18 protein-coding genes are annotated in these 17,112 nt (G+C 66.1%); 7 read left to right on the top strand and 11 right to left on the bottom strand.

Features of this window, described 5'->3' with window-relative positions; genetic code table 11:
- The first annotated feature begins 23 nt into the window (after window positions 1–23).
- Together galU and ASG67_RS09235 are read left to right on the top strand one after the other, a co-directional pair.
- On the top strand, window positions 24–884 hold the full coding sequence (gene galU / locus ASG67_RS09240) for a UTP--glucose-1-phosphate uridylyltransferase GalU (protein ID WP_056528640.1): 861 nt from the start codon (window positions 24–26) through the stop codon (window positions 882–884).
- On the top strand, window positions 881–1,879 hold the full coding sequence (locus ASG67_RS09235) for an NAD-dependent epimerase/dehydratase family protein (RefSeq protein WP_056528636.1): 999 nt from the start codon (window positions 881–883) through the stop codon (window positions 1,877–1,879). The genes galU and ASG67_RS09235 overlap by 4 nt, the downstream gene beginning before the upstream one ends.
- Here the strand turns inward: ASG67_RS09235 and ASG67_RS09230 are convergent.
- The 8 genes from ASG67_RS09230 to ASG67_RS09195 form a co-directional block, all read right to left on the bottom strand.
- Window positions 1,864–2,622, bottom strand: a complete 759-nt coding sequence (locus tag ASG67_RS09230; RefSeq protein WP_056528633.1) for a HesA/MoeB/ThiF family protein — start codon at window positions 2,620–2,622, stop codon at window positions 1,864–1,866. The genes ASG67_RS09235 and ASG67_RS09230 overlap by 16 nt on opposite strands.
- Window positions 2,623–2,732: 110 nt before the next feature.
- The gene (locus ASG67_RS09225; RefSeq protein WP_233150830.1) at window positions 2,733–2,978 is read right to left on the bottom strand and encodes a hypothetical protein; all 246 of its coding nucleotides are present in this window, start codon (window positions 2,976–2,978) and stop codon (window positions 2,733–2,735) included.
- A gap of 253 nt (window positions 2,979–3,231) precedes the next feature.
- On the bottom strand, window positions 3,232–3,612 hold the full coding sequence (locus ASG67_RS09220; protein WP_056528627.1) for a hypothetical protein: 381 nt from the start codon (window positions 3,610–3,612) through the stop codon (window positions 3,232–3,234).
- Window positions 3,609–4,052: a dUTP diphosphatase gene (dut, locus tag ASG67_RS09215; protein ID WP_056528624.1), complete on the bottom strand. Its 444-nt coding sequence runs from the start codon at window positions 4,050–4,052 to the stop codon at window positions 3,609–3,611. The genes ASG67_RS09220 and dut overlap by 4 nt, the downstream gene beginning before the upstream one ends.
- A gap of 8 nt (window positions 4,053–4,060) precedes the next feature.
- On the bottom strand, window positions 4,061–5,233 hold the full coding sequence (coaBC, locus tag ASG67_RS09210) for a bifunctional phosphopantothenoylcysteine decarboxylase/phosphopantothenate--cysteine ligase CoaBC (RefSeq protein ID WP_056528622.1): 1,173 nt from the start codon (window positions 5,231–5,233) through the stop codon (window positions 4,061–4,063).
- On the bottom strand, window positions 5,230–6,300 hold the full coding sequence (locus ASG67_RS09205) for a hypothetical protein (protein WP_156460721.1): 1,071 nt from the start codon (window positions 6,298–6,300) through the stop codon (window positions 5,230–5,232). The genes coaBC and ASG67_RS09205 overlap by 4 nt, the downstream gene beginning before the upstream one ends.
- 17 nt (window positions 6,301–6,317) lie before the next feature.
- Window positions 6,318–7,865 carry a 2-polyprenylphenol 6-hydroxylase gene (gene ubiB / locus ASG67_RS09200; protein ID WP_056528615.1) on the bottom strand — a complete coding sequence of 516 codons (1,548 nt, stop codon included), beginning with the start codon at window positions 7,863–7,865 and terminating at the stop codon, window positions 6,318–6,320.
- A 7-nt stretch (window positions 7,866–7,872) separates the two neighbouring features.
- On the bottom strand, window positions 7,873–8,604 hold the full coding sequence (locus tag ASG67_RS09195) for a class I SAM-dependent methyltransferase (protein ID WP_056528611.1): 732 nt from the start codon (window positions 8,602–8,604) through the stop codon (window positions 7,873–7,875).
- Between the two features lie 56 nt (window positions 8,605–8,660).
- Between ASG67_RS09195 and mutM the strand changes: the two genes are divergently transcribed.
- The 3 genes from mutM (at window position 8,661) to dnaA (ending at window position 11,720) form a co-directional block, all read left to right on the top strand.
- Window positions 8,661–9,476: a bifunctional DNA-formamidopyrimidine glycosylase/DNA-(apurinic or apyrimidinic site) lyase gene (mutM, locus tag ASG67_RS09190; protein ID WP_056528606.1), complete on the top strand. Its 816-nt coding sequence runs from the start codon at window positions 8,661–8,663 to the stop codon at window positions 9,474–9,476.
- 126 nt (window positions 9,477–9,602) lie between these two features.
- Window positions 9,603–9,866 carry a 30S ribosomal protein S20 gene (rpsT, locus tag ASG67_RS09185; RefSeq protein WP_056528603.1) on the top strand — a complete coding sequence of 88 codons (264 nt, stop codon included), beginning with the start codon at window positions 9,603–9,605 and terminating at the stop codon, window positions 9,864–9,866.
- Window positions 9,867–10,289: 423 nt separating this feature from the next.
- The gene (gene dnaA, locus ASG67_RS09180) at window positions 10,290–11,720 is read left to right on the top strand and encodes a chromosomal replication initiator protein DnaA (RefSeq protein WP_056528601.1); all 1,431 of its coding nucleotides are present in this window, start codon (window positions 10,290–10,292) and stop codon (window positions 11,718–11,720) included.
- Window positions 11,721–11,855: 135 nt separating this feature from the next.
- On the opposite strand, the gene trpS is transcribed toward dnaA, so the two are convergent.
- From trpS to secB, 3 genes are read right to left on the bottom strand one after another with little or no spacing between them, the layout of a single operon-like run.
- The gene (gene trpS / locus ASG67_RS09175) at window positions 11,856–12,848 is read right to left on the bottom strand and encodes a tryptophan--tRNA ligase (protein ID WP_056528599.1); all 993 of its coding nucleotides are present in this window, start codon (window positions 12,846–12,848) and stop codon (window positions 11,856–11,858) included.
- 11 nt (window positions 12,849–12,859) lie between these two features.
- Window positions 12,860–14,425 carry a murein biosynthesis integral membrane protein MurJ gene (gene murJ, locus ASG67_RS09170; protein WP_056528597.1) on the bottom strand — a complete coding sequence of 522 codons (1,566 nt, stop codon included), beginning with the start codon at window positions 14,423–14,425 and terminating at the stop codon, window positions 12,860–12,862.
- Between the two features lie 38 nt (window positions 14,426–14,463).
- Window positions 14,464–14,967, bottom strand: coding sequence for a protein-export chaperone SecB (gene secB, locus ASG67_RS09165; protein ID WP_056529212.1), 504 nt, complete (start codon window positions 14,965–14,967; stop codon window positions 14,464–14,466).
- Between the two features lie 170 nt (window positions 14,968–15,137).
- On the opposite strand from secB, the gene ASG67_RS09160 reads away from it, so the two are divergent.
- Together ASG67_RS09160 and ASG67_RS09155 are read left to right on the top strand one after the other, a co-directional pair.
- Window positions 15,138–15,785 carry a Tim44/TimA family putative adaptor protein gene (locus tag ASG67_RS09160; protein ID WP_156460720.1) on the top strand — a complete coding sequence of 216 codons (648 nt, stop codon included), beginning with the start codon at window positions 15,138–15,140 and terminating at the stop codon, window positions 15,783–15,785.
- Complete coding sequence (locus ASG67_RS09155) at window positions 15,782–17,089, top strand: murein transglycosylase A (RefSeq protein ID WP_082543403.1); 1,308 nt, start codon at window positions 15,782–15,784, stop codon at window positions 17,087–17,089. Before ASG67_RS09160 ends, ASG67_RS09155 begins: the two co-directional genes overlap by 4 nt.
- The last annotated feature ends 23 nt before the right edge of the window (window positions 17,090–17,112 follow it).

Below are 17,112 nucleotides of genomic sequence, written 5' to 3'. Positions count from 1 at the left end.
GCAGACCAGAAGGACGTCAATACATGTCGATCAAGCCGGTTCGTAAGGCAGTGCTGCCCGTCGCTGGACTTGGAACGCGGTTCCTGCCGGCGACCAAGGCGATGCCCAAGGAGATGCTGACCGTCGTCGACAAGCCGTTGATCCAGTATGCGGTCGAGGAAGCGCGCGAGGCGGGGATCGAGCAGATCATCTTCGTCACCGGTCGCGGCAAGAGCGCGCTGGAGGATCATTTCGACGTTTCCTACGAGCTGGAAGCGACGATGAAGGCGCGCGGCAAGTCGATGGCGCTGATCGAAGGTATCCGCCAGCGACCCGGCAGCCCGGTCTATGTCCGCCAGCAGGAGCCGCTCGGCCTCGGCCACGCCGTCTGGTGCGCGCGCGAGATCGTCGGCGACGAGCCCTTCGCCGTGCTGTTGCCCGACGAACTGATGGTCGGCGGCTTCCTGAAACAGATGGTCGAGGCGTATAACCAGGTCGGCGGCAACGTGATCGGTGCGCTGGAAGTCCCGGACAGCGAAACCGACAAATACGGCATCATCTCACCGGGCAAGGTCGATGGCCGCCTGACCGAAGTCACCGCGCTGGTCGAAAAGCCGAAGGGCAAGGCGCCGTCGAACCTGATGATCCCCGGCCGGTACATCCTGCAGCCCGAGGTCATGGACATCCTTGACGCACAGGAGCCGGGTGCCGGTGGCGAGATTCAGTTGACCGACGCGATGGCCAAGCTGATCGGGCGCCAGCCGTTCCACGGCTTCACCTTTGACGGCAAGCGGTACGATTGCGGCGACAAGACCGGGTATATCCAGGCAAATCTGGCGCTGGCGCTGGCCCGCGACGACATCGGCCCCGCAGTGCGTGAATTCGCCCGGACATTGCTCGGTTGACCACGCTCGTTACGGGCGTCGCCGGGTTCATCGGCTATCACGTGGCGGACCGTCTCGCCGCGCGGGGTGAGACGGTGATCGGTATCGACGACCTGAACGATTACTACGACCCCTCACTGAAGCGGGCGCGTCTTGCCACACTCGACCGCCTTCATGGCGGGCGCGTCCGGTTCGTGCCCGTCGATTTCGCCGATCAGGCAGCGCTGGAAGAGGCCCTGGCTGCCTCCACGATCGACCGGATCGTCCATCTCGGCGCGCAACCCGGCGTGCGATACTCGATCGAGAACCCGCACGCCTATGCGCGGGCGAACATCGTCGGGCATCTCAACATGCTGGAACTCGGGCGCCAGCGGCGGGTCGGCCACATGGTCTATGCGTCGTCGTCATCGGTCTATGGCGGCAGTCCGACGATGCCGTTCAAGGTGGGCAACCCCGTCGATCTGCCCGTGTCGCTCTATGCCGCGACCAAAAGATCGGACGAATTGATGAGCGAAAGCTACGCGCATCTCTATCGCCTGCCGCAGACGGGGCTGCGCTTCTTCACCGTCTACGGTCCATGGGGGCGGCCGGACATGGCGGTCTGGCTGTTCACCCAGGCGATCCTGGAGGGGAAGCCGATCCGCGTCTTCAATGAAGGGCGGATGCAGCGCGATTTCACCTATATCGATGATATCGTCAGCGGCATCGTGGCGGCGCTCGATCGCCCGCCGCTGGACGATGATCGGACGAAACCAGGCGGCAGTGGCGCACCCCACGCGATCTACAATCTGGGTAATAACCGGTCCGAACCGCTCGGTCGCCTGATCGACGTGATTGAGGTAGCGTGTGGCCGACCGGCGATCCGTGACCTGCAACCGCTGCAGCCGGGCGATGTGCCGGCGACATTTGCCGATATCGACGACACGATCCGCGATCTGGACTTTTCGCCGACCACATCGATCGATATTGGCGTGCCCCGGTTCGTCGACTGGTATCGTAACTACACCGCCAACTGACCGCAGGCGGAACACCCCGGGTCTTTCGGCAGCCGCAACGTGCGGAAGCGAAGGCTCATTAGGTCGGCCAGCAGCATCGTGCCGGCGGTATCATCGCCGAACGGCACCACCGCACGGATCGTTTCCAGCGCGGCGAGGCTGCCCAAGATGCCGGTCACCGGGCCAAGGATGCCGACATCGGCACAGCTGCGATCGGCGCGCGCCGGATCGTCGCCGACGAAGCACCGGTAACACGGCTTGTCCGCCAGCCACCCGCGATAGACCGCCAGCTGGCCCTCGAATTGATCGACCGCCGCAGAGATCAACGGCACCCGTGCCGCCAGCGCCGCATCCGCCACCATCAGGCGCGTCGCGAAATTGTCGCAGCCATCGATAACGGCGTCCGCACCATCGATCAGTGTGGCCACGTTGTCGGCGGCGACGCGAACCTGATGAACGTCCACGGCGATGTGAGGATTGATCGCCGTCGCGCGATCGGCGGCGGCCGCCACTTTCGGCCGGCTGCGATCCGCCGTGGCGAAAATGGTCTGTCGCTGGAGGTTCGATGGCTCGACGACGTCGTCATCGACCAGCACCAGCCGCCCGATCCCGGCAGCGGCCAGATACTGGATCGCGGGGGAGCCGATGCCGCCGGCACCGATGATGACGATGGTGGCATGCTTGAGCTTCAGCTGCCCGGTCCCGCCGATCTCGCGCAGCACGATGTGGCGGGCGTACCGGTCCAGTTCCTCATCCGAAAGCATGACGGCCGCTATAAAGGCATGGCGCCTGTCCGCAACCGGCCGTCCCGATCAACGACAGGCAAAAAAATAGCGGCCCGAAGGCCGCTATTCTTTAACAGCTGAGTCGAAACTCAGTTGCTGTCGGCGTTGTCGTCTTCGTCAGCGACGATCACGATGCCTGCGACAACGGCAGCCGCTGCGATGATCGCAACGATGATGCCGCCGCCGGCGAGCTCGTTCTTCTTCGCCGAAGCCGAACCGGCGCGAGCCGACTTGGCAACCGACAGGCTCGAAGCGGCATTGACCGGTGCGGCCATTGCAGGCGCAACGGCCAGAGTGGCTGCAGCGGCAGCCATGAGATACTTCCCAAGACGCATAATGAACTCCCTTAATAATCTCGCCGAACCCCTTACATACAACGGCATGTAAGACAACCCGACAATACGGTCCGCCGCAAAAGTGTTTTGCGGCGATGCAGTACTGCAACACTTTCGCGGCACCGCGGCTTGCTTCTAACCCAAGGAACGGGGGCAGCGAAAGGCATGTTCTGCGTCGTTCCGGCGCGTTTTTGGTAGCGGTGACGTCGATCTACGATGATTCGCCTGCCCCGGATCACGGCGGTTGCGGCGGTTACCAGCGATAGCTGACGTTCAGTCTATACCAGCCGGGTTCAGGGGATGGGGGAGTGTCTGCGCCCGTGCGGGTCAGCGACAGCAGATATCCCACCGTGTACTGCTCGATCGTCGAACACCCGATCGCCTGCGGCACGATTTGCCGTACAATACCGGTCTCACCCACCAGGATCGCGACGGGCGCCACCAGCCGGACGCCGGCGGCGGGAGAAGCCGGTGACGGCTGGCAATGGCCGGAATCGATCTCTCCCTGCACGAACGACGCGCCATCGACGATGTCGGCCGCGCGGGGCACGGGAAAGGGCGGCAACCGGTCCCACTCGGCAACCGGCGGCGGCAGGGTAGCCTGCGTCGCGGCGAGCAACAGGGCCACGATCATCGTCCGGTCGATCCGAAGCCGCCCGATCCCCGCGCGGTGTCGTCCAGTTCCGCCACCTCGACCAGCGCCGCGCGCTGGACGACCGCCGGCACCAGTTGCGCAATTCGCTCGCCCCGCACCACGTCGAACGGCTCGCTGCCGAGATTGGCGAGGATGACCTTCACCTCACCCCGATAATCATGGTCGATCGTGCCGGGCGTGTTCAGGCAGGTGATGCCGTGCTTTAGCGCCAGCCCCGATCGCGGGCGAACCTGAACCTCGTACCCCTCTGGGATGGCGAGCGCGAAGCCCGTCGCGATGGCGGCGCGGCCGCCGGGCTCCAGGGTCATGGATTCCGCCGCGACCACGTCAATTCCCGCCGCGCCACTGGTGGCATAGGCGGGCAGGGGCAGGTCCAGGCCGTTCGACAGTCGCTTCACCGCGATGCGTATCATCGTCATGGCAGCGTCTATAGCGTATCGGCGATCCGTTGCGCGAGCCTCGCGGCGACCTGTTCCTTGGGCAGGTTATCCCAATTTTCGATGCCGTCGGCGGTGATGAGGTGCACGCGGTTGTCGGGGCCGCCCATCACATCGCCCGACACGTCGTTGGCGACGATCCAGTCGCACCCCTTGCGGGCTCGCTTGGCGACGGCATGTTCGATTACCCGTTCGGTCTCGGCCGCGAAGCCGATGACGAGCCCAGGCCGATCCGGTGCTTGCGCCAGCGTGGCAAGAATATCGGGGTTCTCGACGAGTGTCAGCATTGCCGGCGCGTCTCCCTTCTTCACCTTTTGCGGTGCCGATGCGACATGCCAGTCGGCGACGGCCGCCACCATCACCGCGACGTCGGCGGGCAGGGCGGTGGCGACCGCCGCGGCCATCTCGCGCGCGGTCTGGACGTCGATGCGATCGACGCCGGGCGGGGTGGGCAACGTCACCGGCCCGGCAACCAGCGTCACCCGCGCGCCCAGTGCCGCCAGCGCCCCGGCGATGGCGAATCCCTGTCGCCCGGACGATCGGTTGGCGAGATAGCGCACGGGATCGATCGGCTCATGCGTCGGACCGGCGGTGACGAGTGCGTGCCGGCCGCTCAAGGGACGATGGCCGATGCAAAGATGACGGTCGATCATATCGGCGATGACGACGGGATCGGGCAGGCGGCCGGGGCCGTATTCGCCGCACGCCATATCGCCTTCGTCCGGATCCATGATCGTGACGCCGTCCGCGCGCAGCGTCGCCATGTTGCGAACCGTCGCCGCATGGCGCCACATCCGCACGTTCATGGCCGGCGCGGCGAGCACCGGCTTGTCGGTGGCGAGCAGCAGCGTGGTGGCCAGATCGTTCGCCTGTCCACCCGCCATCCGCGCGAGCAAATCGGCGGTGGCGGGGACGACGACGACCAGATCCGCCTCGCGGCTGAGTTGGATATGGCCCATCTCCGCCTCGTCCTTCAGGTCCCATAACGAGGTATAGACCTGATCACCCGACAGCGCGGCGAGCGTCATCGGTGTGACGAAGTGGCTGCCGCCCTCGGTCAGCACGCAGCGTACCGCATGGCCGCGCCGGCGGAGCAGGCGGATCAGCTCGCACGCCTTGTACGCGGCGATACCACCCCCGACGATGAGCAGGATGCGCTTCACCGGACCAGTCTTGTCACGGTGATGCGCCGCCTGTCGAGGGCAACCGTCGCAAGATCACGGAGCAGGTCCGGCACAAATGCCAGCCCCAGCAGCGCAACCGGCGCGACCAGCAGCGCTGCCGCCGTGCTGCCGCCCGATATGATGGCGGCGAGAAACACGACCAACGTCGTCGCCACCCGCCGGGCAACGTCATCGCGCCATGTCGCCCAGCCGATCAGCGACACCAGCACCAACACCGCGCCGACGCCGGCCGGCAGGGCGGCCGCATAGGTCATGGCGGCCAGCGTTCCCAGCGCATCGACGGGATTGACCACCGCCGTCCAGAACACCGTTGCGGCATCGAGCGGCCCGACGACCGCCGCCGCCGCCTGACCATGCAGGGCCAGCACCGGCAACAGCGCCACGATCGCCAGCACCCAGCCGATCGCTTCCCGGCGGCCATGGTCGCGCCAGGCCCAGCCCGCCATGACGATCAGGTACAGCGCCGCGATGCCGTGAAGCAGCGCCGCGGCCAGTCCCAGCGCCACGGCCTCCAACCAGCGGCCCGGCCGGCGGATCGCCAGCGACAGCGCGATCAACAGGCCGGCCCACACCTCCGGCATCACGGCCAGATCGGTGCGCACCGCACTGGACACCCCGGCGATCAGCAGCACCAGTGCCACCGCCCGCCCCGGCCGCCCGATCAACAACGGCGCCAGTCGCGCGCTCCACGCCGCCACGGCCGCCGCCGCCAGCAACCACAGCGCAGCGACCAAGAGAAACGGTGGCACCATCGCGGCGATCATCGGCAGCGTCGGCACCGGAAAGAACAGCGCGGGCCTGAGCGGCAAACCGCCTCCGCGCAGCGTCTCGGCAGCCATGGAATAAAAGGTACCGCCATGGCGCACCCGCTCGACCAGCGTTTCATCGAACACCAACCGGTCGGTCAGGTCGAGCGCGGCGACACCCCCCATCAGCACCATGCCGAGGACCAGCACGATCAGCACGCCGAGCAATATCCGGGCCTGCAATCGTCCGAGGCCAGTCAGGCTGGTGGGCTGGATCAGCAAAAGGGGACGGCGGCGCATCTCCGGCTCCGCGCGCCCTAGTGGAGCAGGCCAAAGGTGGCGGCGACACCCGCCGCTGCCGACAGCCCGGCGACCACCGCATACCGCCAGCTGCCCCCTAACCGCACGACCTCGACCTCCTTCATCGGCAGGGCGGGGGGCTCGCCACCGGGGGCGGGATAATGCGCCTCGATCCGGCGGACCAGATCGGGCAGCCGCGCCAGCGTCCGCAAATCGAGGATCAGGCGATCGGCAATCGCCGCTTCCGGCCCCAGCTCGGTGCGTATCCATTCGCGCACGAACGGCGCCGCCGAATCCCAAAGGTTGATGTCGGGATCGAGGCTGGTCGCCACGCCTTCCACCATCACCATCGTCTTTTGCAGCAGCAGCAGGTGCGGCTGCGTCACCATGTCGAAATCGCGGGTGATCGAGAACAGGCTATCCAGCATCATGCCGATCGACATGTCCTTCACCGGTAAGCCGCGCATCGGCTCGCCGACCGCCCGCAGCGCGGTCGCGAATTCGGCGACATTGTGATGCGCCGGCACGTACCCAGCCTCGAAATGGATCTCCGCGACGCGTTTATAATTGCCGGTAATCAGGCCGTAGAGGATCTCCGCCAGCCACACCCGCGCGCGCCGGTCGATGCGGCCCATGATCCCGAAATCGATCGCCGCGATCCGCCCCTGGCCGTCGGCACTGGGCAGCGCGAACAGGTTTCCCTGATGCATGTCGGCGTGGAAGAACCCCTCGGCAATCGCCTGGCGCAGAAATGCGCGGATCAGCGTCTGCGCCAGTTTCGGCAGGTCGTATCCGGCCGCGATCAGGGCGGGGCGGTCGGACAGCTTGATACCGTCGATCCATTCGATCGTCAGCACCTTGGCGGTTGATCTGGCCCAATCGACCTTGGGGATGACGAATTCCGGCTCGGCGGTCATCGATTCCGCCAGTTCCGATGCCGATGCCGCCTCGCGCCGGAAATTCAGCTCACGCAACGTCCAGCGGCGGAAATTCTCGATCGTCAGGCGGGGGCGCAGCCGCCGCGCCTCGGGGCTCATCGCCTCCAGTTGGGCAGCGGCCCATTGATAGGTGTCGATCGCCCGCGTGAATTCCTCCTCCACGCCCGGCCGCAGCACCTTCACCGCGACCTGCCGGCCATCGGTGGTGACGGCCCGGTGGACCTGCGCGATCGAGGCCGCGCCCACCGGCGTCTCCTCGATGCTGCTGAACAGCAACGCCGGATCGCGGCCCAGCCCCAGCCGCATCGCCTCGTGGATCGTCGCATAGGGGACGGCGGGCAACTGGTCCTGCAGCCGCAACAGGTCGTGCGTCGCCTCGTCACCGACCAGATCGGGGCGGGTGGCGAGCGACTGGCCCAGCTTGATCGCCGCCGGCCCGATCGCCTGAAAGGCATCGGCATAGCGCGGCACCGCCGGCACCCGCGCGCCCAGCCGGGCGATCCGGGCAAGGCGGCGCACCGGCGCGGGCGTATTGGGATCGCGCTCGATGCCCCTCAGCGCTCCATGGCGCGCGAGGATGCGACCCCATTTCAGGAGCCGCCAGACATGGGTGACGGAACTGGTCACGGGGCGGTCAGATCTTCCAGCCGCTGTGGATGGCGACCAGCCCGCCCATGATCGGTTCGACCGTCGTGTTGATGAAGCCCGCCTCGCCGATCATCGACTGGAATTGCGACATCGGCGGAAAGCGGCGGATCGACTCGATCAGATAGCGATAGCTGTCGGCGTCACGCGCCAGCAACTGGCCGAGCTTGGGCACCAGCTTGTGCGAATAGACGTCGTACACCTCGGCGAAACCCGGCCATTCGACGGTCGAGAATTCCAGGCAGAAGAACCGGCCGCCCCGGCGCAGCACCCGGTGAGCCTCGCGCAACGCCTTGGGAATGTCCGTCACGTTCCGGATGCCGAATGCGATCGTATAGGCATCGAAGAACCGGTCGGGAAAAGTCAGCACCTCGGCATTCGCTTCGGTCCAGACGAGGCCGTCGATGCCGCGTTTGGCGGCGCGTCCCATGCCCACTTCCAGCATCGCCGGGTTGATGTCGGCGACGGTGATCGACGCGCCCGATTCGGCCAGGCGGAACGCGATGTCGCCGGTGCCGCCGGCCATATCGAGGATCTGCTCGTGGCTGCGCGGTTTCACGCGGCGCACGAAACGGTCTTTCCACAACCTGTGCATCCCGCCCGACATGGCGTCGTTCATCAGGTCGTAGCTGGAGGCGACGCTGGTGAACACACCACCCACGCGCTCGGTCTTTTCGGTAGGGGCGACGTCTTCGTAGCCGAAGGAGACGGTATCGGTCATATTCATGGCCCTAGCGGCGGCTTGTGGCGGGGGCAAACGCAACCTAGCTGATTGCCGTGCCCGAACTCCCCGAAGTCGAAACCACCGTCCGGGGCCTGACCCCGGTCCTCGGTAACCAGCGCTTGACGCTCGTCGAACCGCGCCGCGCCGATCTGCGCAAGGCGATCCCGGTCGATCTGCGCCAGCGGATGCAGGGGGCGACCGTGACGTCGCTGGGCCGCCGCGCCAAATACGGTCTGATCGACACCGATCGCGGCGACACGATGATCTTCCACCTCGGCATGTCGGGTCGCTGGCGCGTCGATCCGGGCGAACTGATCGCGCACGACCATCTGGTGATCGAGACGGCGGCGGGGCGGCGGCTGGCGCTCAATGATCCCCGGCGATTCGGCTTTCTCGATCTGGTGCCGACCGATGCGCTGGCCACCTATCCGCCGTTCATGGCGATGGGGCCGGAGCCGTTGGGGGCGGACCTGACCGCCGAGTACCTGCTGGGTGCGCTGGCGGGGCGGGCGGCACCGATCAAGGCGATGCTGCTCGACCAGCGAATCGTCGCGGGCCTCGGCAATATCTATGTCTGCGAGGCGCTGCACATCGCCCGGATCGCGCCGTCGCGCGCGGCGGGCAGGATCGCGCTGTATCGACTGGAACGGTTGGTCGATGCGATTCGCACGGTCCTGTTGTCGGCGATCGAGGCGGGCGGATCGACGCTCCGCGATTTTGCGGCGCCGGATGGCGAGCTGGGCTATTTCTCCAAGCAGTTCCTGGTCTATGGTCGCGAGGGTCAGCCCTGTGCCTGCGGCGGTGTCGTCAAACGCCGCGTGGAGGCGGGGCGGTCCACCTTTTGGTGCCCGCGTTGCCAGCGTGGCTGATCCTGTGGTGGGTGACCAATTAGTTGACCGGTACGGCATCAATCGCTAAGGGCCGCACCTTCGAGAGACGCGGGGGTGTTCCCGGCGCTTCCAATCCATCGAAAAGAATTCAAGGACCGATCCAGCATGGCGAACACGCCGCAAGCCAAGAAGCGTATCCGTCGCAACGAGCGTCGCGCCGAAATCAACGGCATCCGCGTCGGTCGTATCCGTACCTTCGTGAAGAAGGTCGAAGCGGCTCTGGCGTCGGGCGACAAGCCGGCCGCGACCGAAGCATTGGCAGCGGTGCAGCCTGAACTGGCGCGCGGCGTGGCACGCGGCGTTATTCACCGCAACACCGCCAGCCGCAAGTTCGCACGGCTGACCAAGGCGCTTTCCTCGCTCGCCTGAGCGTTCGCAGACACGACTCTAAAGCCCGCTGGAGCAACCGCTCCGGCGGGTTTTTTCGTGCCCAAATGCGACCGGCGGAGGAACGGAATCGGCGATCGTCTAAGTCGCGGATATTGCGGTGATTCCACCCCTTCCATGCGTTGAAAAAGACTAGTTAATATAACGATATCAGTATCTTATAAGAAAGTTTGACGTATTTCCGCCAACCGCGGGCTGTCAATCCGGTTTATTTCATTTTTGTGGCCGGTAGCGGACTTGATCGTTCCCCCCGTCCCTTCATAACTGCACCCACGCCGGCGGTGACCATCGCGGCGTCATAAACAGACGGAGTAGGAGCCGGACACCCTGCTGGTGGCCAATGGGGGCTTTTGCCTTGAACGAATGAAACAGGCGAAGGCGCAACGCTTTCGCTGACCAGAAAGTGTGCGCGTGACGAATTGGGAGGCAGGATCGACGAGCGAGCAGGCGAATGCCTGGGCCGTCGTGCGTGCCTCGCTGAAGGAACAGGCTGGCGCCCGCCTGTTCGATCAGTGGCTGAAACCCATGGAGCTGGTCGAGGACGGCGATCCCGACACCGTCCGCCTGTCTCTGCCGTCGGCGTTCATGACCAACTGGGTGCGCAGCCATTATGCGGACCGGCTGAGCTTCGAATTCCAGCAGTTGCTGCCGGCGGTGAACAGCGTCGTCGTCGAAACGCGCACCGCACGCGCGCCTGCCGTGTCGCTCACCGCCGAATCGCCGGCGCTGGCCGAGATGCCGCTATCGGCGGAACTGGCCGCCGCCATGCCGTCGCCCGTGGCGGTACGCGCGATGGCCGGCATCACGATCGAACGCCCCACGCTCGATCCGAAGCTGACCTTCGACCGATTCGTGGTCGATCAATCGAATCGGGTGGCCTTTAACGCCTCGCGGTTACTGGCCGAACCGGGCGTCCCGCGCTTCTCGCCGCTGTTCCTCCACAGCGGCACGGGGCAGGGCAAGACGCATCTGATGCATTCGATCGGCCACGCCTATCTGGCGGCGGTGCCGGATGCGGCGGTGCTGTGCATGTCGGCCGAGCGTTTCATGTTCGATTTCGTCGCCTCGATGCGCGCGCGCGACACCTATGCGTTCAAGGCGCGGCTGCGGTCGTCGGACCTGCTGCTCATCGACGATCTCCAGTTCATCGCCGGCAAGGATGCGACGCAGGAGGAGTTCTTCCATACGATCAACGAGATCGTCGGCATGGGCAAAAGGCTGGTGATCTCCGCCGACCGCAGCCCACAGTCGCTGGACGGCGTCGAGCCGCGGATCATCGGGCGACTCGGCGCAGGGCTGGTCGCGGACATCAAGGCGCCCGATCTCGCGCTGCGTCGCGCGATCCTGGTTCGCAAGGCCGCCGAGCTGCCGGGCGCGCCGATCCCGGCCGAGGTGCTCGATCTGATCGCGGCACGCATCCATTCCAGCATCCGCGAACTGGAAGGCGCACTGAACCGCGTCGCCGCCTATGCCCAGCTAACCGGCGAGCGCGTCGATCTAGAATTCGCGGTGCAGACGCTGGGCGACGTGCTGCGCGGCACGCAGCGCCGGGTGACGATCGACGATATCCAGAAACTGGTGACGCAGCATTTCGACCTGAAGCCGCTCGACATGGTGTCCGCACGACGGTCGCGCGTGGTGGCCCGGCCGCGCCAGATCGCCATGTACCTGTCCAAGCGCCTGACGACGCGCTCGCTGCCCGAGATCGGCCGCAAGTTCGGTGGCCGCGATCACTCGACCGTCATCCACGCCGTCCGCAAGATCGAGGAACTGCGCGATCAGGACCGCGAGATCGACAACGCCGTCCGGGTGCTGATGCGCGAGCTTGAAGCGTAAGGGCGAGCGGCTGTCCTACAGCCGGACGATCCGATATGCTGCGTCGATGACCCGCCCCACCCCGTCTTATCGGACAGGGCAGGGTCACGGGCAATGTGTCGTTTTTGGCCTAACCTTAGCCTAACTTTCCAGCGTTCAGACCTGAAGGCCCATCGCCCGCTGGGCAGCCAGCAACGTCGGTGCCGCCAGCCCGCGTGCTCGCTCGCCACCCTGTTCCAGCACAGTCGCCACGGCGGCCCGGTCGTCCAGCAACCGCGTCAGCCGCTCGCGAATCGGCGACAGCACGGCGATCGCCAGATCGGCAAGGGCAGGCTTGAACGCGCCAAAGCCTTGCCCCGCATATTGCGCCAGCACCGCGTCGGTCCCGGTCTCCGCCAGCGCGGCATAGATCGTCACCAGATTGCGCGCTTCCGCCCGTTCGGCCAGCGCCGCCATCGTCTCGGGCAGCGGCTCGGCATCGGTGCGTGCCTTGCGCAGCTTCTGGGCGATGGCGTCGTCCGAATCGATCAGGTTGATCCGCGACGCATCAGACGGATCGGACTTCGACATCTTGGCGGTGCCATCGCGCAGCGACATGACGCGCGGCGCGGCGGGTGAGATGAACGGTTCGGGCAGGGTGAACAGCTCGACCCCGAAATCGAGGTTGAACTTGGTGGCGATGTCGCGCGCCAGCTCCAGATGCTGGCGCTGGTCGTCGCCGACCGGCACATGCGTCGCCTGATAGGCCAGCACGTCGGCGGCTTGCAGCACCGGATAGGTGAACAGGCCCACCGAGGCGCCCTCGCGGTTCTTGCCCGCCTTGTCCTTCCATTGCGTCATGCGGTTCAGCCAGCCCATGCGGGCGGTGCCCTGCAACAGCCAGCACAGTTCGGCATGGGCGGGGACGCGCGCCTGGTTGAACAGGATCGCCTTGTCCGGGTCGATTCCGGCCGCGAGCAGCGTCGCGGCCATCTCAATCGTGTTGGACGCCAGCTCCTTTGGATCGATCGCGACGGTCAGTGCGTGCAGATCGGCCAGAAAGAATAATGATTCGGCCTGATGCTGCATGGCGACCCATTGCCGAATCGCGCCCAGATAATTGCCGAGGTGGAGATTGCCGGTGGGCTGGATGCCAGAGACGACGCGCACGATGACTTCCTTCAGGCGGAGCGGCGGACCAGCTTCTTCAGGTCCGCGATACGGACCGCGCCTGTCAGCACGGTCGCGGCCGCATAGACGACGCAGCCGGTGCCGACCAGCACGGCGAGCGCCAGCCAGCGTTCCAGGCTGGTGCCGGTGACATAGGGTTCGAACAGGATGTTCAGAAACCACATTGCCGCGCCCATCATCACCGCCGCCACCCCTAATCGTGGCGCGCGTCGGCGAAGCTGCGCATCGGGGGCGAAATGCCCGCGCTTGGTCAACGTGCGATACAGCAGCGCGACGTTCACCGTGCTGGCGATCGCGGTCGCCAGCGGCGGACCCATGTGGCGAAGCGGCACGATCAGGATCAGGTTCAGCACCAGATTGACCGCGATCGAGATCGTCGCATACCGCACCGGCGTCCGCGTATCGCCCCGCGCATAATAACCCGGCGTCAGTACCTTCACCAGGATGTAGGACGGCAACCCGACCGAGAACGCCGCCAGCGCCTGCGCCGTCAACAGGCTTTCCATCGCGCCGAACTTGCCGTGCTGGAACAGCGCCGCGACGATCGGCATGCCGCACACGATCAGCGCGATCGTGGCGGGCAGCGTCAGGAACAGCGCCAGCTCCATGCCCCGGTTCTGCGTCTCCATCGCCTGCGCCTCCTCGCCCCGGCCGAGCAGGCGCGAGATGGTGGGAAGGAGCACGGTGCCAAGCCCGATACCGATCAGGCCCAGCGGCAACTGGTTCAGCCGGTCGGCATAATAGATGTACGACACCGATCCCGTCGGCAGCAGCTTGGCGGTGAGCGCGGTGGAGATGACGAGGTTGATCTGCACTGCGCCGGCGCCGGCGGCGGCGGGCCAGATCAGCTTCATCAATCGCCGCACGTCGGGGCCGAGGCGCGGCAGCTTCAGCCGCAACGTCACACCCGCCCGGCGGCACGCGTACCAGAGCCACAACAGTTGCAGCACGCCCGACACGGTGACGGCGATCGCTTGATTACGGGCGGTCAACAGCGGATCGGCGTGGTGAAACAGCAGCAACGCGGTAATCAGCGTCAGGTTGAGCAGGATGGGTGCAGCGGCAGCGATCCAGAACCGGTGCAGCGAGTTGAGGATGCCGCCCAGCAACGAAACGAGGCTGATGAGCAGCAGATAGGGGAAGGTCAGCCGGGCGAGGCCGACGGCGAAGGCGAACTGATCGTTCGTTGCGTCGCCGAAACCCAACGTCAGCGCCCAAGTGACGGGGTATGCCGCCACCTCCATCAACACCGTCATGCCGATCAGGATCGGCAGCAGTACCGACAGCGCATCCTCGGCAAAGGCGATGCCGTCGGGCAGGCCGTTACCGTCCTTGTCCGCCACCTTCTTATTGAACAGCGGGATGAACGCAGCGGAGAACGCGCCCTCCGCAAAGAGGGCGCGGAACATGTTCGGCAGGCGGAAGGCGATCTGATACGCGTCCGACGCGAAATTCGCGCCGACGAAGCGCGCGAACAGCGCATCGCGTACCAACCCCAGCACCCGGCTGGCCAGCGTGAGCCCGCCGACCGAGCCGAGTGCCTTGGTGAGGTTCATCTACCGTCCGCTGCCTAGTGTATCAGCAGGCCGTGCTATCAGGCGTGACCGACCTCGGTCGTGGTCGGCTGACCCTGCTGCGATGCCTGTTGCAAATAGAGCTGACCGAAATCGATCGGCTCCAGCAGCAGCGGCGGGAAGCCGCCGTCGCGCACCGCATCGGCCAGCACGCGGCGGGCGAACGGGAACAGCAGGCGCGGTGCCTCGCCCAGCAGGAACGGCTGGATCTGATCGACCGGCACGTTACGGAAGCCGAACAGGCCGGCGAACGATAGGTCGACGATGAACGCGGTCTGGCCATCGACATCGGCGCGCACGTCGATCTTCAGAACCAGTTCGTGCACTTCGTCGGCCACCTGGCTGGCGCCGATGTTGAACTGCACGTCGATCGCCGGCGGCGTCTGCGACTGGAAGATCGCGGGCGCGTTCGGGTTTTCGAACGACAGATCTTTCACATACTGCGAGATCAGACCCGCCGCGGGGCCGGTATCGGTGCCGTTGCCGACGGGCTGCTCGTTGGCGGCGTTGTCCTGATCGTCCATGTCCATATCCTTGACTGAAAGGGAGCGTGAGGCGGTAGGCCGGGGCAGGCGATCCCCGCGCCATCGGTCCGATGAAGCGCGCCTAGCAGTGCGTCGGAACGGTTTCAACGGGCGCGGGTTTGAATCGCAGCGTGCTTGCGCCTATGTTGAACAGGAAGATCGGAGGCCTGGTGCTGTACGTTGTAGTGTTTGCGATGATTGCTGCCTTCCTGGCGCTGAGACTGTACGGGGTGCTGGGCAAGCGCACCGGGCAGGAACAGCAGCCCTTGCCGCGTGCGGCGGAGGAGCGGGCAGCAGTGCCATCCGCCCCGCGAACCGTGGATGCGGTGGCCGAGGTGCGGGAACTCGCCAACCGGAATATCGACACCCGCGCCGAACAGGGCCTCCGCGCGATCGTCGCCGGTGAGCCTGGTTTCGATGTCGGCCAGTTTCTGCAGGGCGCCAAGGGTGCCTATCGCATGACGCTGGAGGCGTTCTGGAAGGGCGACGAGCAGACGCTCGCGGAGCTGGCCGAACCAGACGTCTGCGCGGCATTTGCCGAGGCGATCGCGGCGCGCAACGCTGCTGGCGAAACGCTGGAGAACCGGCTGGTGACGATCGAGAAGGCGGTGATCGCCGATGCGCAGCTCGCCGGTCGTGAGGCGCGGATCACCGTGCGCTTCGACGCCGATATCGCTGCGGTGACGCGCAACGTGGAAGGGCAGATGATTGCCGGATCGTTGACCGATGCCGTCGAGACGCACGACGTATGGACGTTCACCCGGACGCTGAAGAGCGGTGATCCGAACTGGAAGCTCGCCGACACCGACGAGGCGTGAACGTGCGCCTGATCGGGGGGATCGCGCTGGCGCTCGTGTTGAGCGCATGCAGCGGGCGGCTGGTGCCGCCCGCTCCCGTATCCGGGGCATCGCTAACACCTCCCCCGCCCACAAAAGCGACGCATCACCTGACGCGGGGCGATGTGCCGGTAAACGTCAGGCAGGCGGATGGGCGCATCGTGGCGGCGGTCGCGATCATGCCGCAGCTAGTCACGGTGCCGGTCGGTGCGGCGACAGCGGTGGCATCCGGCTTGGTGGCGGGACCGCCGGTCGCGTCCCTGCCAATGACCGACGTCCAGGCGGCGGCGGCGCGGGCGGCGTTCGCTCGTTCCTGTCCGGGGCTGATTCGCCGGGTCGACACGTCAGGGCTGACGAGAGGCACCGACTGGCAGCCTGCCTGCGCCGCGGCCGCGATGGGCGGCGACGCTCGTGCATTCTTTGCGAGCCATTTTGAGGCGGTACAGGTCGGCGACGGCAAAGCGTTCGCCACCGGCTATTACGAGCCAGAGATACGTGGGTCGCTCGATCGTCGGCCGGGATATGACGTGCCGGTCTATGGCCGGCCGACCGATCTGATCGACGTCGATCTGGGCCAGTTTTCCGAGACCCTGAAGGGCAAGCGCGTTCGCGGTCGGGTGAACGGCAGCAATCTGGTACCCTATTTCGACCGGACGCAGATCGAGGAAGGTGCGCTGGCCAATCGCGCGCCGGTGATCGCCTGGGCGGCCGATCCGGTGGAGATGTTCTTCCTCCAGATTCAGGGATCGGGCCGATTGCGGTTGCCGGACGGATCGGTGCTGCGGATCGGATATGATACGCAGAACGGCCGCGACTACACCGGGATCGGTAGCCTGATGCGTCAGCGCGGCCTGCTCCAGCCGGGGCAGGCATCGATGCAAGGCATCGTCGCGTGGTTGCGGGCGAACCCCGAACAGGGGCGGGCGCTGATGCGCGAGAACAAGAGCTTCGTGTTCTTCCGCGAACTGGACGGCCCGCCGCAGGGCGCGATGGGCTATGCGGTGACGGGGCAGGTCAGCGCGGCGACCGATCCGAAGTTCGTACCGCTCGGCGCGCCGGTATTCCTGTCGGTCGATCGGGCGGATGCTACGGGTCTGTGGGTGGCGCAGGATACGGGCGGCGCGATCAAGGGAGCAAATCGCTTCGACACGTTCTGGGGGGCCGGCGCCGGTGCGGAGGCGACCGCCGGCGGCATGGCGGCGCGCGGCGCGGCGTTTCTGTTGCTGCCGGTGGGTACGCTTGCGCGATTGAGCGCGGGGGTCGCGGGTGCGTCGCCTCAACCCTGACGAGGCATTGGCGTGGGGCCGGG

Origin of the sequence: Sphingomonas sp. Leaf339 (assembly GCF_001426195.1) — a bacterium.
In the GTDB taxonomy this organism is placed as follows: domain Bacteria; phylum Pseudomonadota; class Alphaproteobacteria; order Sphingomonadales; family Sphingomonadaceae; genus Sphingomonas.
Note: the sequence above shows the minus strand (reverse complement) of the source record. Positions and strands in the feature narration are given on the sequence as shown.

Excerpts from the sequence above, each read along its gene's own strand:
- secB (WP_056529212.1), bottom strand. The coding sequence starts at position 14,967 with ATGGACGATCAGGACAACGCCGCCAACGAGCAGCCCGTCGGCAACGGC.
- ASG67_RS09225 (WP_233150830.1), bottom strand. The coding sequence starts at position 2,978 with ATGCGTCTTGGGAAGTATCTCATGGCTGCCGCTGCAGCCACTCTGGCC.
- ASG67_RS09230 (WP_056528633.1), bottom strand. The coding sequence starts at position 2,622 with ATGCTTTCGGATGAGGAACTGGACCGGTACGCCCGCCACATCGTGCTG.
- murJ (WP_056528597.1), bottom strand. The coding sequence starts at position 14,425 with ATGAACCTCACCAAGGCACTCGGCTCGGTCGGCGGGCTCACGCTGGCC.
- dut (WP_056528624.1), bottom strand. The coding sequence starts at position 4,052 with ATGACGATGATACGCATCGCGGTGAAGCGACTGTCGAACGGCCTGGAC.
- ASG67_RS09220 (WP_056528627.1), bottom strand. The coding sequence starts at position 3,612 with ATGATCGTGGCCCTGTTGCTCGCCGCGACGCAGGCTACCCTGCCGCCG.
- ASG67_RS09195 (WP_056528611.1), bottom strand. The coding sequence starts at position 8,604 with ATGACCGATACCGTCTCCTTCGGCTACGAAGACGTCGCCCCTACCGAA.
- rpsT (WP_056528603.1), top strand. The coding sequence starts at position 9,603 with ATGGCGAACACGCCGCAAGCCAAGAAGCGTATCCGTCGCAACGAGCGT.
- ASG67_RS09205 (WP_156460721.1), bottom strand. The coding sequence starts at position 6,300 with ATGCGCCGCCGTCCCCTTTTGCTGATCCAGCCCACCAGCCTGACTGGC.
- galU (WP_056528640.1), top strand. The coding sequence starts at position 24 with ATGTCGATCAAGCCGGTTCGTAAGGCAGTGCTGCCCGTCGCTGGACTT.